This is a genomic window from Paenibacillus validus NBRC 15382, assembly GCF_004000985.1.
In the GTDB taxonomy this organism is placed as follows: domain Bacteria; phylum Bacillota; class Bacilli; order Paenibacillales; family NBRC-103111; genus Paenibacillus_G; species Paenibacillus_G validus.
On record NZ_BIMH01000002.1, the window covers coordinates 126,365 to 141,854 of the forward strand.

At 57.6% G+C, this 15,490-nt stretch carries 12 protein-coding genes; 1 reads left to right on the forward strand and 11 read right to left on the reverse strand.

The window, feature by feature from the left end; all coding sequences use genetic code 11:
- Nucleotides 1-97 precede the first annotated feature (97 nt).
- Nucleotides 98-1,696, reverse strand: a complete 1,599-nt coding sequence (locus PVA01S_RS02510; RefSeq protein WP_127604911.1) for a copper amine oxidase N-terminal domain-containing protein — start codon at nucleotides 1,694-1,696, stop codon at nucleotides 98-100.
- A gap of 135 nt (nucleotides 1,697-1,831) precedes the next feature.
- Here PVA01S_RS02510 and PVA01S_RS02515 point away from each other — a divergent pair, with 135 nt between their 5' ends.
- Nucleotides 1,832-3,118: a DUF2515 family protein gene (locus PVA01S_RS02515; protein WP_127604913.1), complete on the forward strand. Its 1,287-nt coding sequence runs from the start codon at nucleotides 1,832-1,834 to the stop codon at nucleotides 3,116-3,118.
- Between the two features lie 130 nt (nucleotides 3,119-3,248).
- On the opposite strand, the gene PVA01S_RS02520 is transcribed toward PVA01S_RS02515, so the two are convergent.
- The 10 genes from PVA01S_RS02520 to PVA01S_RS02565 form a co-directional block, all read right to left on the reverse strand.
- Entirely contained in the window at nucleotides 3,249-4,964 is a 1,716-nt protein-coding gene (locus PVA01S_RS02520; RefSeq protein WP_127604915.1) for a putative polysaccharide biosynthesis protein, read from the reverse strand.
- A 135-nt stretch (nucleotides 4,965-5,099) separates the two neighbouring features.
- Nucleotides 5,100-5,588: a DUF456 domain-containing protein gene (locus PVA01S_RS02525; protein WP_127604917.1), complete on the reverse strand. Its 489-nt coding sequence runs from the start codon at nucleotides 5,586-5,588 to the stop codon at nucleotides 5,100-5,102.
- Between the two features lie 51 nt (nucleotides 5,589-5,639).
- The gene (locus PVA01S_RS02530; RefSeq protein WP_054796360.1) at nucleotides 5,640-6,398 is read right to left on the reverse strand and encodes a Cof-type HAD-IIB family hydrolase; all 759 of its coding nucleotides are present in this window, start codon (nucleotides 6,396-6,398) and stop codon (nucleotides 5,640-5,642) included.
- 33 nt (nucleotides 6,399-6,431) lie between these two features.
- Nucleotides 6,432-8,306: an asparagine synthase (glutamine-hydrolyzing) gene (gene asnB, locus PVA01S_RS02535; protein ID WP_127604919.1), complete on the reverse strand. Its 1,875-nt coding sequence runs from the start codon at nucleotides 8,304-8,306 to the stop codon at nucleotides 6,432-6,434.
- A gap of 231 nt (nucleotides 8,307-8,537) precedes the next feature.
- Nucleotides 8,538-9,422, reverse strand: a complete 885-nt coding sequence (locus PVA01S_RS02540) for a metal ABC transporter permease (RefSeq protein WP_127604921.1) — start codon at nucleotides 9,420-9,422, stop codon at nucleotides 8,538-8,540.
- Nucleotides 9,419-10,387, reverse strand: a complete 969-nt coding sequence (locus PVA01S_RS02545; RefSeq protein ID WP_127604923.1) for a metal ABC transporter permease — start codon at nucleotides 10,385-10,387, stop codon at nucleotides 9,419-9,421. Before PVA01S_RS02545 ends, PVA01S_RS02540 begins: the two co-directional genes overlap by 4 nt.
- 5 nt (nucleotides 10,388-10,392) lie before the next feature.
- The gene (locus PVA01S_RS02550) at nucleotides 10,393-11,166 is read right to left on the reverse strand and encodes a metal ABC transporter ATP-binding protein (protein WP_127604925.1); all 774 of its coding nucleotides are present in this window, start codon (nucleotides 11,164-11,166) and stop codon (nucleotides 10,393-10,395) included.
- Nucleotides 11,167-11,222: 56 nt separating this feature from the next.
- Nucleotides 11,223-12,110, reverse strand: coding sequence for a metal ABC transporter solute-binding protein, Zn/Mn family (locus PVA01S_RS02555; protein WP_230876093.1), 888 nt, complete (start codon nucleotides 12,108-12,110; stop codon nucleotides 11,223-11,225).
- Between the two features lie 462 nt (nucleotides 12,111-12,572).
- Entirely contained in the window at nucleotides 12,573-14,657 is a 2,085-nt protein-coding gene (locus PVA01S_RS02560) for a peptidoglycan D,D-transpeptidase FtsI family protein (RefSeq protein WP_127604927.1), read from the reverse strand.
- 21 nt (nucleotides 14,658-14,678) lie between these two features.
- The gene (locus tag PVA01S_RS02565) at nucleotides 14,679-15,395 is read right to left on the reverse strand and encodes an HAD-IA family hydrolase (RefSeq protein WP_127604929.1); all 717 of its coding nucleotides are present in this window, start codon (nucleotides 15,393-15,395) and stop codon (nucleotides 14,679-14,681) included.
- Nucleotides 15,396-15,490 lie beyond the last annotated feature (95 nt).

Sequence of the window (15,490 nt, forward strand, 5' to 3'; positions counted from 1 at the left end):
GCATGCGGCAAAGCCCCCGAACGATCCTTGGCGGATAACGTTCGGGGGCTTATGCATGTTGGTCCCCATATTGGGAAAATGTAACGGGTAAAGCTCGTTATTCGCGGACGATGCCGACCGTTTGCGTTTCTTGCGTCCAGCCAACCTTAGCGTTCATGCTCTCCGCAACGAAACGCACCGGAATGTACGTTGAGCCGTCGACGATAACTGCGGCTTTCTCCAGCGTTTGCAACTGTCCGTTCACGCTTGCCTGCGTGCTGTTGATCGTCAGAACGGTTACGTTGCCGCTAAGCGGGTCAGTGATCGTGACTTGCTGCTTGGCCGCATCCCATTCGACGTCGGCGTCGAGCTGCTCGGCGACGAAGCGCGCCGGAACCATCACGGTCCCTTGATCGTTGAACGGCGTCAGGCCTGGAATGATGCTGTCTTCGGAAGAGACGGTCAGATTTACTTCTTTCTTCGTGATGTTCAGTTCGTCCTTCAACAGCTTGTAGAGGTCCGACTTCGGATCGAGCGAGGCGACGAGCTTGCTCGAGGTCAGGCGTCCGGATTTGTTCATCCACTCCACGACTCCGCCGGTTGTATCGATAGGATCGATCGTCACCGGTTTGTTGACGTTCCATACTTCGCCGCTGGAGGTCACTTTAATCGACTTGAGTCCATGCTTGGCCGAATCCGGCAGCGTGAGCAGCAATACGCTTGTCGACTTGCGGGTTACGTTCTCCGCGTCTACATACAGATCCATCGTCAACGATTGGTTGTCGTTCAGCAAGTCCTGTATCGACATGCCGTCTTCGTTCTTAGGCAAGCTGTTCAGCGATTGATCAAAGCTCGCTACGACTTGTTCCAAATTGCTTTTCAGGAACGTATAGATGAATTCGACAGCTAATGTTTTATTCTCCAGGAAAGGCATGATCGAATCGAGCGCGCCTGTGTCGCCTTCGGCGTTCGCACTGCCGGCTTTGACCATTTCCTTCAAGAACGGCGCATATACATCATACAGCGCGGCGATAAATTGCTTAAGGCCTTCCTCATCTTTCAGAACATTGGTCAGGAAACCCTTGATCAGCCCGACCAGCTCGCTGCCCTTCAACTCAACGTGAAGCTTCTGCAGCTGCAGCGCTTCTCCGTTCACGGTTACGTTCGCTGCCTCCGCGGAGATCGTCTTCGGGTTCGGGAAGTTGCTCGTGAAGAACGAGCTGAACTTCGGCATCGCCTCTACGGCCTTCTGACCGAGCTGCTCGATCTGCTTCTGCAGTTCCGGCGTCGTCGGAAGAGCGGAACCTGCGCCTATTGCGGCGCTGTTGCCAATGACGATCGGCTTCTTCGCGCCTTCGATTTGAATCGTATAGATCATGTCGGATAAGACCAGGTGAAACGGAATTTTCACGTTCGCGTAAGCGAGCGAGCCTTTCGCGGAAAGCTCGGTCGGGCTTTGCTGCTTCATCTCGGTAACTTCTACCTTGAAGCCGTTCAACAGCTCGATCGCGCGCTTCTCTTCCGGCGTTATGGATGCGGCGGGATCCGCTGTCAGCTCCAAGGTTACACTTGATGCGCCTTCCGAAGATTTAACGGTAAACAGGTTGGACATGACTTTGCTGACGTCGACCGAGCCTACCGGTTGACAACCGGCCAGTACGATCACAAGGGCGATCAGCATGAGACTTAGTTTGGCGCTCCAATGTTTCTTCTTCATTCTTACCTCCTGAAATATGTAAATAAGTTCGGGGCCGTGCTACATTTTATACGCTTTTTATTTGGAAACGTTGCACTCGCCTGCGAAAATATACAAATTGTAACAATTTCCCATCGACAGGAAAGGAGGAACGGGATGAATCGTGATAAATACCGCTGGAGCGGAACCGATCTGCTGCATAAGCTGGCCGATCTGCCTCATGAGCTTTGGCATTGGTTCAAAGGCAAGGCGCACAGCGTGCAGCACGAGGAGCCGCTGCTCGCGGCCGCCCACCGGATCGAGCTGAACCGGCCTTCGCTCGACGCTTTGAAGCGGCGCTATGCCTGGAAGCTGTCGCTTGCGGGCAAGGACGGGGCCGCCTCGGCCGAGGCCTGGGACGAAGCCGCCGTCAGCCCGTGGGAGCGGCAGCTGACGGCGCGCCTGGCCGCGGAGCGCGATGCGCATAACCGGAACAACTTGACGCGGACGACCGCCTACCTGAGGATGTACCGCGAGCACCCGGAGCTGCACTGGGCATTCCTCGCGCATATGGTGTCGCGCAACGGAGGCTGGAGCATGACCGATCTTCGCGGCGAGTTTCTCCCCTACCTGTTAAGCGAAGATCAGCGGGAGTGGGTGTTCCGATTCCTGGAACGGGCGAACGCGCTTATTTTTCGCGACGCTTATCCGCAGCTGCTGCTATATGAGGCCAGCCTAAGGCATCGCAGGCCGCTGTTTCACCTGCTCCCCGCCTTCGGGGTATCGCGCTTCATGCGCCCGTTGTGGGAGCATTTCTGGGAACGGCGGGAGTCCGCTCTCTTGACGGTCGGACTCATTATCAACGAGCAGCAGCATATCGAGGAGCGGGTCGTGCGCAACGCTTCGTTCCTGCAGCAAGTGGTCGATACGTTCTTCTTCCAGGCACAGTCGCTGCTGCAGCTGAACCAGGTTGTGTTCCCGTACCGGTATGCAGCCGATTGCCGGTTGGCCGGCCTGATCCTGGAAAGCTTCAGCAGCTTGCGGGAGCGTATCGAGGTGGGCAAATCGCTGTACGCGATCTTGTTCGGCATTCCGGCCGTGCACGAGGGGGCCGTGCGCTTTGCCTGCGAGCGGCGGCACACAGGGTCGCGCGCGGATTATTGGCCGCAGCTGTTCGCGTCGGTGCGGCACGGTCCGCCGGTGAAGCGCGGACAGCTGCAGGAGAAGCTGGACGGCCTGCGGCTAAAGCCAGGAGCCGCGCCCCTGTACAGTCCGGGTCTCGCGGAGGCGTGGCCGGACCGGCCGATCGCCCCCACGGAGCCCGGAGACTGGTTCACGGATATCGCCGTGCTCGGTTATTTAAGCAGCATCCCGGCGCCGTTCTCGTTCGAGATGACGCAGGCAAACGGCTTCGGGTTGAAGAAGATCGAGATGACCGTGCTCGCGGGGGACTTGCTTGTTTGAGAAGCGGCGCGCAGGCTGGGCACCGTTCGCCCAACACCAATACCCCAATCCTTCACCCTCTTTCGAGCAGGCGTGGATTGGGGTATATGCCGTTCTAGCTTAGCGGTTTTACTCAGGTTTTACTCAGGCTTTACGAGCCGCCTTGCCGCTTCTTCGACCGGTCTAACCGCGACAGCAGCGGACCCGCCAGCTTGCGCAGCGGACCTGGCGCCTGCTGCAAATCTTGCAGCCTCAGGACGCGCGTCGCAAACAGCAGCAGCGGATAGGCTGCGCCGACGATCGCGCAGATGACGATCGACTGCACCATATCGTTGAGCCGAACCGAGGCGAACGGTGTCACGTAGAGGCGGCACGCTTGATCGAGCAGGATGCCGATGACTGCGATTAGCGCCGTTGAGCCGATCAGCCCGATCCAGCGCTTTCCGCCGAAGATGCGGAAGCTCACGTTCTGGCGAAGCACGCGGACAATGATCGCCGTCATGATGATAAAGCAAAGCGCCGTCGCCGCGATAATGCCGTAGATGCCGAAAAGCGGCGCAAGCGCAAAGCTGACGGCGAGTTTGGCGGCGATGCCGACGATCACCGCGAGCACAAGCGTCCTCATCCGCCCCATGCCCATCAGTACCGCGCCGGACGTCTGCATGACAATTTGGAAGATGGCGGTTACCGTCAGCATGGCAATGACCGGACCGGCATACGTCTCCACGATCTCCGATCCCGTCACATTGCCGAATATGAAGCCGTTCAGCGGGCGGGCGGCAAGCGCGATCAGCAGCACCATCGGCAGGCCGGAGAGCAGCGAAAGCTGAAGCACCTTGGCCGTCTGCTCGGACACCTGCTTCATGTCCTTCTGCGAGTAAGCCGCCGAGATGATCGGGACGATCGATTGGCTGAGCGCGACGGCCAGAATGATCGGGATGCCGGCAAGCGACTGGGCCCGTCCGGTTAAGATCCCGAGTATTTCACGGGCCGGCTCCTCCCCGAACCGGTCCTTCAACAGCAGCGTCACGATCGAAGAATCGATCGTATAGATGAGCGTCACCGTCATCGAGAAGATGACGATCGGTACCGACAGCTTGAACAGCTGGCCGTAGATCGCGCGGAACGCAAGCGGCGCTGACGCCGAGGCGGCCGCCGCCGCGTTCGCGCCCGATTCCGCTGCCGCCTGAGCGGCCGGCACAACGGCCATTCGCTCGCTGCGGTCGCTGCGCTTCAGCCGGAGCGCGTAATACAGCATCACGGCCGCCGCCGCGATACTGCCCATCACGCCGCCGAACGAAGCGCCGGCGACAGCGGCGTCCAGGCTGTGGCCGAGCAGCAAATACGCCAGCGCCACCGAGGTGGCGACGCGGAATATTTGTTCGATAATTTGCGAAATGCCGTTCGGCATCATCATCCGGCGGCCTTGAAAATAACCGCGCATGATGGCAATCAGCGGGAACAGCAGCAGCGCCGGCGCAATCGCGCGAATCGGCAGCGCCGCCTGCGGGTTGACGATGCTTTCCGCGAAGTAAGGCGCGGCGGCATACATCAGTACGGTCATCACGACGCCCGCCGCCAGGGCGAACAGCAAGGCCGCCTTGTAAATCCGGTTGGCCTCCTCGTGGCGTCCGAGCGAGGTGCGCTCGGAGATCATTTTGCTCAGCGCGCTCGGAATACCGGCCGTTGCCACAACGAGCAGCACGGAGTACAAATTGAAGGCGATTCCGTATGCCGCCATGCCGATATCGCCGAGCAGGTAAACGAGCGGAATGCGCTGCACGACGCCGAGCGCCCGCGCCACCAATGCGGCTAACGTTAATATAAGCGTACCTTTGACTAGCGAATCTTTTCCGACTTTAGACACAGGCGTTTCCCTTCTCCCTTATCAACCGAAGAAAAACCGCCCGAACCAAGCTCCGGCGGTCTTCTTCCAAAGTGCCTTATTTCAATAACGGAACGACGGTGAACAACGGCGCTATGGCCCCGGTTCTGGCCGTACTTACGCATAGCGCACGACCCAAACGACGAACAGCGCGATCATCAGCAGCTGAAAGCCGAATTTGACTACCAGGCTGGAGAAAAAGCCGACCAACGCCCCGACTCCGGCACGCAGCGCCTGCTTCCAAGGGGTGCCGACGATCAGCTCGCCGAGGACGGCCCCGAGAAACGGTCCTACAATGAGCCCGACTCCCGGAATGACGAACGGTCCTGCAATCAGGCCGATCGTGCTGCCGATCACAGAGGCGCGGTTGCCGCCGAACTTCTTGACGCCAAGCGCGTTCACGAGATAATCGGCAATCATGAGCACGGCCACGATGGACGTCTGGATCAGCCAGAACCAGAAGCCGAACGGTTCGAAGCCGAGCATAAACCCGTATACGAAGAACGCTCCGTAGATGGCCAGCGCCCCCGGCAGTATCGGGTACACCGCGCCGGCCATGCCGATGACGAACAAGAGGACGATAATCGACCAAGCTGCCAGCACCATGCAGCCTCACTCCTTTCGCTACGCTTTCTTGTAAAGCCCGGCGACGCCCGCTTAAATGCCGGCGTTACCGCCCAATGCATATTCGCGGATGATGCGTGCGACTCCGTGCTCCTCGTTCGTAAGCGTGACGGTGTCGGCGAGCTTCTTCACTTCGTCCTGCGCATTGCCCATAGCGACGCCAAGACCCGCTTCGCGGATCATCGACACGTCGTTCAAGCTGTCGCCCATCGCAATCACCTGCGACATGTCGAAGCCGTAAAGCTCGCACAACCGGCGCAGGCCGCTCGCTTTATTGACGCCCTTCGGGTTCATCTCGATATTGCACGGGTGCGAATTGGTGATCTCGAACAGGTCCCACGATTCCAGCTGCTGCCGGATCGTACCCAGCACCTCGAGATTCTCCGTATAATAGCCGAACTTCAGCCACGTCCGCGCATCGATATCGCCGACCCCGTCCCACGTCTCCTTATTAAACACATCGCCGACGCTGTACGCCCAGTACCAGGGATCGTACTGAATCGCCAGCTGGTGCATGCGGCGCACTTCATCCGCCTGCATCGGGTGCCGCTCGAGCAGCTCGCCCGGCGCCTTCCAGACCTCGCCTCCGTTGACGGTGACGAGCGGAGAGGTCAAGCCGAGCTCCACCGCGTACGGCAGCGCATTCTGGATCCCGCGTCCGGTCGCGAACACCACCTTGATTCCCGCATCTTCGGCCGCGAGTATGGCCGCGCGGGTTTCGGCTGAAATCGTCTTCTCCTCCGTCAGCATGGTGCCGTCCATGTCGAGTGCAATCATCCGGTATCGACTCATTCGTACCTCTCCTTTATCCCAGATCGTCCTTCCTTACAGCGCATAAGCGAGCGAAGGCTGCTTCTGTTCGTTTATATATGTCGTATGCCAAAGCGCGAACATGTAGATCGTCCAAATGCGGCGGGCGTAGTCCCCTTGTCCGCTGCGGTGCGCGTTCAGCATGGAACGCACGGTGTCCAGACGAATGTACTCTTCAATGCCGCTGCCCTCGATCTGCTCCACGATTTGCTGCCCCCGCGGACCCTTCATCCAATCGCGCATCGGCACCGGAAACCCGAGCTTCGGCCGGTTCAAAATAAAGTCGGGGATGATCCCCTCCATCGCCTTACGGAACACGTATTTCGTCGTCCCCTGCGCAATCCGGTACTTGGCGGGTATACGGCGCGCCACCTCATACAGCTCCACGTCCAGGAACGGTACGCGCAGCTCGAGCGAGTGGGCCATCGTCATTTTGTCCGCCTTCATCAGAATATCGCCCGGCAGCCACAGGTTCATGTCGATGTACTGCATCCGCGACACCGGATCAAGATGCTTGCTTCTGTCATAAAATACTTTCGCTACCTCAAGCGGATTGCGGTAAGAGCGCAGCAGCTCGCGATCGGTGCGAACGATGTCGGCCTTCATCTCCTCGGTGAAAATTTTCGCGTTGCCGAGGAAACGCTGCTCGAGCGGCGTTGTCCCGCGCAGCAAGTAGTTGCGGCCCTTGAAGCCCTCCGGCAGCACCCGCGCCAACGCGTGCAGCATCCGTTTCACGCCATGCGGCAGCCGTTCGATCGGGGCCAGCGAGTTCGGCTCGTTATAGATCCGGTAACCGCCGAACAGCTCGTCAGCGCCTTCACCCGACAGCACGACGGTCACATGCTCGCGCGCAAGCTGAGCCACGTGATACAGCGCAATCGCCGAAGGATCGGCAACCGGCTCGTCCTGATGCCACACCGCTTTGGGCAGTGTCGCGAAATAATCGGCTTCCGTAATGATTTTATCGTAATGCTCCGTATCGATCGCATTCGCCGTCTGACGGGCGATCACCGTTTCGTTGTTGGCACCCTCAAAACCGACGGAGAACGTGCGGATCGGCTCGATCGAACGCATCAGCGTCGCGATGGCCGTCGAATCGATGCCGCTGGACAAGAAACAGCCCCGCTCCACGTCGCTCTGCATATGATGGATGACCGAATCCTGAAGCGTCGAGCGGATTTGCTCCACACAGTCCTCGAACGAGCGTTCCTCCGGCGCGAGCATCGGATCCCAGTACTGGCGGATCGACATTTGCCCGTCGTAGGTCACCGTTACGGTGTGGCCCGGCGGCAGCTTGCGGATGCCGTCAAACATCGTATCCGGCTCCGGCACATATTGGAACGTCAAGTAGTTCAGCAGGCTCTCGCGATGAATCGAACGCTCCACGCCGGCAGCCAGCAAGCTCTTGATTTCCGAGCCGAACAAAAACCGCGAGCCGTCGTGATAGTAATAAAACGGTTTGATGCCGAAATGGTCGCGCGCCCCGAACAGCAGCCTTTTACGCCGGTCCCAAATGACAAAACCGAACATCCCGCGCAGCTTCTCCACGCAGGCTTCGCCGTATTCCTCATAAAGATGGACGATGACTTCCGTATCCGTATGCGTCTTGAACTGATGCCCCTTGCTCTGCAGCGAATCCCGCAAATACTTATAATTATAAATCTCGCCGTTAAATGCGATCCAAACGGTATCGTCTTCGTTGGCGAGCGGTTGATGCCCTTCCTTCAAATCGATGATCGACAAGCGGCGAAAGCCCAATCCGATCCGGTTATCGCTCCAAAATCCAATATCGTCCGGTCCCCGATGCACGATGCAATCCGTCATGCTCTTCAATAATTCGGGAGACGGCTCACGGTCTTCAAAATACATAACGCCGGTAATTCCGCACATTCGTCTAAAGTCCTCCTCTTACCGCGTATCACAATCCGCGAAAAAAATGTCCGATATAACAGTATAGCATAGTTTCGCGGTTATCTGGAAATCGGTTGTCCCCTGGCGGCAGCTTCGGGCCCTCCGATGCGCCCACAAAAAAAACATCCGATCCGAACCTTGGGCGGCGGGTGTACGCCTTCCTTCCAAGGTCCGGTTCAGGATGCTTTTTCTTTGCCATCTGCGCTTCGCTTACGCGGCAAGCCGTTTCGACGGGGTGCGCTGTTTCAGCTTGCGCCAGACGATACCGTGCGACGGGGACAGCAGGAACGCCGCGACGAACAAGACGCCGGCAACCGTAATCATGCAGCCCGCGATCGAAGCGTCGAGCAGCGTTGCCATCCCGTAGCCGAGCACCGCGCTAAGCACGCCGACGATCATGCTGTACACGATCATGAGGCTGAGTTTCTCAGTCAACAGGTACGCCGTCGCCGCCGGGACGACCAGCATGCCGACGACGAGGATCGCCCCGACGCTCTCGAACGAGGCAACCGTCGTAACGGAGACCAGCCCCATCAGCAAGTAGTGGAACAGCGCGACGGGAATGCCTACCGCTGCCGCCATGGCCGGGTCGAACGCGCAAATTTTAAATTGCTTATAGAACAATCCGATCACGAGCAAGCTGACCGTCAGCACGAGGCCGAGCGCCCAGACCGCCTTCGGTCCGATATCGATACCGAACGCCTGAATGGTCTCCCACGGCACTTGAATGATCTCCCCGTACAAGACGCAGTCAAGGTCCAGGTCAACTTGGCGGGTGAACACGCTGACGAGCAGAACCCCCAAAGCGAACAACGCTGTGAATACGACGCCGATGGACGCATCGGACTGGACGCCGCTCTGGTTGAACCATTGAATCAGGAAAACGGTCAGCAGACCGATCACCGAAGCGCCCAGCATCATGAAGAAGGAGTCGCGCGAGCCGCTGATTAAGAAGGCGATGACGATCCCCGGCAGCACGGAGTGGCTGATCGCGTCGCCGATCATCGCCATCCGCCGCAGGACGAGAAAACAGCCGAGCAGACTGCACGAACAAGCAACGAGCGAGGCTGTCAGTATAATCCAGAAGTCGTTCATAGTCCCCCCTCCTCCCCTGTGCCGTGCGCCGGCTGCCGTACACTCTGAACTTGCACTTGGCGCTGCATGTCGCGCAGAACGGTGCGCTTCACCGCCAGCCGTTCCAGCACCTTGGCCGCGAGCCCTCTCTTAGGCGCGAACAGCACGGAAACGATGAAGAGCGCCGTGGCCGCGAGCACGCTGAGCGGACCGGTCGGCAGGTTGCTGCCGAGGCCGCTGACGAGCGTGCCGACAAAGCCGCTGATTGCGCCGAAGATGCCGGACAGGACGACCATCACGCCGAGCTTCTCGGTCCAGTAGCGGGCCGAGACGGCCGGAGTGATCAACAGCGCCGACATGAGCACGACGCCGACCGCTTGAATGCCGACAACGACGGCGACGACGATCAGGAACATCATAAACTGGTCGAGCGCCGCGACCGGCAAACCGATCCCTTTGGCAAACCCCGGGTCGAAGCTGAGCAGCTTGAATTCTTTGAAGAGCAGCCCGCATAGGATGACGAGGATTAAGGCGACTACCGCCATCGTAATAACATCGGAGAGCACCATCGAAGCCGCCTGCCCGAACAAAAACTTGTCGAGCCCGCTCTGATTGCCGCTCCCGCCGTGTTGAATTTTCGTTAAGAGCACGATCCCGACGCCAAAAAATACCGACAGCACGATGCCCAGCGCCGAATCCTGTTTAATCCGGGAATGCCTCGTCACGTAACCGATCCCGAACGTCGCGATGAGCCCTGCCGCCGCGGCGCCGATCAGGAAGAAGAAGATGGACTTCGAGCCGGTCAGCATGAAGGCGATGCAGACGCCCGGCAGTGCGGCGTGCGCCAGCGCGTCGCCCATCAGGCTTTGCTTGCGCAAGTAGGCGAAGCTGCCGAGCACTCCGCTGCTCAAGCCGAGCAGCATGCTGCCGAGCAGAATCCACTGCGCGTTCGGATCGCGCAGCATATCGAATAAATACGCGAACATCGCGATCACCTCGAGCTGACGATCACGGCGTCTTCATCGCTGTGAAGCAGCGCGAGTCGTCCGCCGTACGTCTTTTGTAAGTTGTCTTTCGTAAACCAATCATCCGTCGGCCCGATGCCCATGAGCTCGACGTTAAGCAGCATAATCCAGTCGAAATATTCCTTCACCGTTGCCAGGTCGTGGTGAACGACCAGCACTGTTTTGCCCTGCTTTTTCAACTCGTTCAACAGTGTAATGATCGCTTTCTCCGTCGCCGCATCGACCCCGACGAACGGTTCATCCATGAAATACAGCCGCGCATCCTGTGCAAGCGCCCGGGCAAGGAAGATGCGCTGCTGCTGTCCGCCCGACAGCTGACTGATTTGACGGCCGGCGAAATCGGCCATGCCGACCTTCTCCAGACAATCCATCGCCATCTCCCGTTCTCTGGCGCCCGGCCGCTTGAACCAGCCCAGATGGCCGTAACGGCCCATCATGACAACGTCGAGCGCGCTCGTCGGGAAGTCCCAGTCTACCGACTCCCGTTGAGGCACATACCCGATAGCCTTGCGCTGCTGCTCATACGGCTTGCCGAAAATCGTCACCTCGCCTGTCACACGCGGAATCAAGCCCAGCGCAGCCTTGATCAAGGTCGATTTGCCCGCGCCGTTCGGCCCGATAATGCCGATGAGCTTGCCTTCGGGCACCGTGAACGTGACGTCTCGCAGCACCGGCTTCTTCTGATAGGCAACGGTCAGCCCTTGCACCGATAAGGGGGATACAATCTCTTGTTTAACCATGGAATCTCACTCCTTCTCCCAATTCCTGCTTCATCTTTAACCAAGCAGCCCAAAGATTATTTCAACGCCTTAACGATGGTATCCACATTGTGCCGCACCATGCCGAGGTACGTGCCTTCCGGCGTTCCTTCCTCACCCATCGCGTCGGAGAACAGCTCCCCGCCGATCTTCACGTCATGCCCTTGCTTCGCCGCGCCCTGAATGACCGCCTCGATCGATTTCTTCGGCACGCTCGATTCGACGAACACCGCTTTGATCTTATTCGTCACGAGGAAATCGCGCAGGTCGCTGACATCCTTGGAGCCGTATTCGGACGCGGTGCTGATGCCCTGCAAGCCCATCACTTTAATTCCGTATGCTTTGCCGAAATAGCCGAAGGCGTCATGCGCCGTCACGAGCACCCGCTGTCCTTCCGGGATGGAAGCGATTTGCTTCGCTGCGTACTCATCGAGCTCCTTTAACTGGGCGATATAAGCGTCCGCATTTTTCTTATAGTCATCCGCATGCGCCGGGTCGAACTTCGCCAGCTCGGTTTGCACCGTCTCAGTTGCGCTGATCCACAGCTTGACGTCGAACCAAACGTGCGGGTCATGCGAGCCGGAGCCGTCGTCCACCAGGTGCAAACTTGATTCCGGAATGTTTTTGGTCACAGCTACCGTCGTTTTTTGCTTCTCCATGTTCTCGAAGATTTCCGTCATTTTGCCTTCCAGATGCAACCCGTTGTAGAAAATGATCTGGGCGTCCTCCAGCTTGCGAATGTCGCCTTGGGACGCTTTGTACAAGTGAGGATCGACGCCGGGTTTCATCAATCCGGTCACCTCTACGTGCTCGCCGCCGACCTGCTTCACGATATCGCTGATCATGCCAATCGTCGCCGTCACTTTGATGACTTCGTTGCCCGCCGAATTTGTCGGACTTGCCGTGTTTCCGCATGCTGCGGCCATGGCCGCGATCCCCAGAAAGATGATCGTCATGATGAACCGCTTCAATGAAGACGGCAGCCCCTTGCTGTTAAGCATTGTATGGTCCGTTTTCAAAGTAACTCACTCCTACTCTTTTCATGGTATTATGTCTTGATCTATATGGTGCCTAAAGTTGTCTTAGACCTCATTTGTTGGTCTCGACAACTTTTCTTTCCCACCAGACTATATTTTTATTATATACAATAATGTTTCCTTAGTGCAACATTTATTTTAATGAAATCACCCAGCCTGCCGCATACCCGCGGACCAACCCCTGTAATTATGTAAATAGCGGAACTTTAATTTACTATTTCGTCTGTCGGTCCTGTCGGCGCTGGCTCAACAAAAATAGCGGAACTACGGTTCGCTATTTCCACTCCAACCGCGACTGGGCGGCTAAAAAGAGGGAATAACGCTTCATAGTTCCGCTATGGGTAAATGTAACTATGGCGCCGGAGTCGGCGTCACTGCGCCTGCGGCGCCGTTCGTGCCTGCCGACTTCTTCGGAACGCCGTCGAGCCCGTAATAGTAATCGTACGCATCGAAAATTTTGCGCGCGATCGGAGCGGCGCCGTAAGCGCCGTACCCGCCTTCCGGCACGACGACCGCAACGGCGAGCTTCGGCTTCTCCAATGGCGCGAACGCGATAAACACCGCGTTGTCGACGTCTTTGTTGCCGGCGACCTTCTGCGTCGACGTTCCCGTTTTGCGGGCGAGGGTGTACGGGAAGTCGTCGAAGCCGTTCACTTTCACTTCTTTCATTCCTTTAAATACAGCATCCCAATATTCCTTCGAGAAATCCGTCTTGTCGAGCACCACTTTCTCGTTAAACTGCTGTAACGGTTCTCCGTCGTAAGTCTCGATCCGATCGACGAGCAGCGGCTTCAGTCTTTCGCCCCTTGTCGCCAATGTCGTCGCATACTGCGCAAGCTGGAGCGTCGTGTACTTCTCGTTCTGGCCCCAGGAAGCGAACACCATGCGCTGCTGGATCGACTCTTTCGTATTCGTTTTGTATTCGCTGATCCCCGGCGATTCCTTCGGCAGACCGCTTCCGGTCAATACACCGAGCCCGAACTTCGCCAAATACGAATCCCAAATATCGACCGCCTTCTCCCGTTTCCGGCCGTACAGCTCGTTGCCGATCATCGCCGACATGAACGTATTGGACGAGTACTGGATCGCTTTCGTCGCATTAATCGGTCCCCAAGCCCGGGTGTCGGAGTTGGACAGCTTCGCGTTGTTGTCTTTCCCGTAATAGAACGTCCCTGTGTCTTGATAGATCGTGTTGACCCCGAACAAGCCTTCCTTCAATCCGATCAACACCGAGAGCGGCTTCACGACGGAACCCATATACACGATGGAGGTTGGATGATACTTGATCTCCTCGGCCGGATAATCCGGGTAAGCGGTCGTAATCGTGCCGTTATTGATGAACGACTGGATCCGGTCGTACTCCGATTTCGGAATTCCGCCCGCCCATACGCCCGGGTTATAGTCCGGCATGCTGGCCATCGTAACGACCTTCCCGGTTTCCACCTCGATGGCGACGGCATACCCGGCCACCGCGTTCTTGCCTCTGCCGATATACGGATCGTTGCGAACCGCCGGGCTTTTTAAATAAGCAAGGTGATCCATGATGGCCGTTTCCGTGATGCTCTGCACATTTTTATCGATCGTCAAATACAGATTGTTGCCCTTCTGCGGCTTCGTAATTTCGACTTGACCGATGATTTTGTGGGCGGCGTTGACCGGGTACGACTTGACGCCGTTCTTGCCGCGAAGCTCTTCCTGATACATCAGCTCAATCCCGTCATAGCCGACATATTCGGTATCCATGTAACCCTTGGTATTGGTTTTGTCTTTATAGAATTCGATCCCGTACTTCGGCTCCCGCGCCTGGGAGAACGGACGCATATAGCCAACCAGCTGCACCGCCACCGGCTTGACCGGGTCATAGCTGCGGATGCTCTCCTCGGTGATTTCCAGCCATTTCAGCTCGTCGCGGTGCTCCAGGATGAAGGCCATCTCGGCCTGCGTCAAATCCGCCTTGATCCGCCGCGGCACCGAGAAGTAGCTCGGCTTCGTCTCCGTCTCCTTCATCTCCAGGTCGTAACCGACGTCCATCTCCTTGATGATGTCGGCGGCCGATAAGGGGGCAGCGGTCGGGCGGCCGTGCGTGGCAAAGATGTCGGCCAGCCGCTTAGCCAGCGCGACGACTTCCTCCTTCGGCTGCTTCTGCTCGACGCGGAAATAGAGCGATTGCGACGACGTCGTCGAGGCGAGCGGCGCGCTTTGCCGGTCGAAAATATTGCCGCGGATCGGCGGAATCGGCGTGTTCGCATTGTTGATATCGTTCTTCTCTGCCAGCAGTTCCTTGCCTTCGACGAATTGGAGCATCGCCAGCCGCACGATCAGGACAGAGAACAAGAAAAACGTAAAGAAAAAGAACACATTGATCCGAAGCGTAAAATTCCGGCGCTTGCTGGCCTCCTGCTTCGTCGGGTCTTCCATGCCGATCGGTTTTTTCATGAGGTAAAGCTGCTCCTTTCGTTAAGACACAAGCAATTGTCGCAGCGAATGAATGCCTTCGCCCGTATGGTAGTCGTAACGCTTGATCTTCACCGCATCGATGCCCGCTTGCGCCGGCGCCCAAATATCGTTCCGGTCATGGTCGCCGACATACAGCACATCTGCGGCTTCAAGCCCCGCACGCTCCAACGCGAGCCGGAAAATCGCCGGGTCCGGCTTCTCCAGCCCGACTTCCGTCGAGACGATGACCGGCTCGAAGAAATCCAAAATCCCTTTATCCGCCAAAATTGACTTCAGCGTCGGGGCAAAATTCGAAATGATGCCGAGGCGCAGCCCTCTTCGCTGCAGCTCCGCCATCGTCTCGATGACGTCCTCGAACAGCGCATAATGTTCCGGCGACGTAAACAGGTCATACAGTTCATGACAGCAGGCATGGATTTGCTCCTCCGTCCATTTCTCTTCCTCCACGCCGAGCTTCTGCAAAATATAGTGGTACACCTTCATCCAGAACAAACGGTCGGATTCGGGCGAACAAGCTTCGAACGCGTCCGAAGGCTTTCCATAATACAATAGACGAAACGCCTCGGTAAAAAGTTCACCGACTTGCTCTTCCCCGCGATGCAGCGAACGGGAAGCCAAGTGCCGGTGCAGGATCGCGCTCGCCGCCGGTATTGTCAGCAGCGTATCGCCTACATCAAAAAATACGGCTTTATAGGCCGTTAACGGTTTGTTCAGCACGTCTTTACCACCTTTTTTCAATCGATCGTTGTTACCAGTTTACCACAAACCGAACCGGAGAAGAAAAGCTTCTTGCCATGGATCGCCGGCCAAAA

Excerpts from the sequence above, each read along its gene's own strand:
- PVA01S_RS02510 (WP_127604911.1), bottom strand. The coding sequence starts at position 1,696 with ATGAAGAAGAAACATTGGAGCGCCAAACTAAGTCTCATGCTGATCGCC.
- PVA01S_RS02515 (WP_127604913.1), top strand. The coding sequence starts at position 1,832 with ATGAATCGTGATAAATACCGCTGGAGCGGAACCGATCTGCTGCATAAG.
- PVA01S_RS02525 (WP_127604917.1), bottom strand. The coding sequence starts at position 5,588 with ATGGTGCTGGCAGCTTGGTCGATTATCGTCCTCTTGTTCGTCATCGGC.
- PVA01S_RS02530 (WP_054796360.1), bottom strand. The coding sequence starts at position 6,398 with ATGAGTCGATACCGGATGATTGCACTCGACATGGACGGCACCATGCTG.
- asnB (WP_127604919.1), bottom strand. The coding sequence starts at position 8,306 with ATGTGCGGAATTACCGGCGTTATGTATTTTGAAGACCGTGAGCCGTCT.
- PVA01S_RS02540 (WP_127604921.1), bottom strand. The coding sequence starts at position 9,422 with ATGAACGACTTCTGGATTATACTGACAGCCTCGCTCGTTGCTTGTTCG.
- PVA01S_RS02545 (WP_127604923.1), bottom strand. The coding sequence starts at position 10,387 with ATGTTCGCGTATTTATTCGATATGCTGCGCGATCCGAACGCGCAGTGG.
- PVA01S_RS02550 (WP_127604925.1), bottom strand. The coding sequence starts at position 11,166 with ATGGTTAAACAAGAGATTGTATCCCCCTTATCGGTGCAAGGGCTGACC.
- PVA01S_RS02555 (WP_230876093.1), bottom strand. The coding sequence starts at position 12,110 with ATGGCCGCAGCATGCGGAAACACGGCAAGTCCGACAAATTCGGCGGGC.
- PVA01S_RS02560 (WP_127604927.1), bottom strand. The coding sequence starts at position 14,657 with ATGAAAAAACCGATCGGCATGGAAGACCCGACGAAGCAGGAGGCCAGC.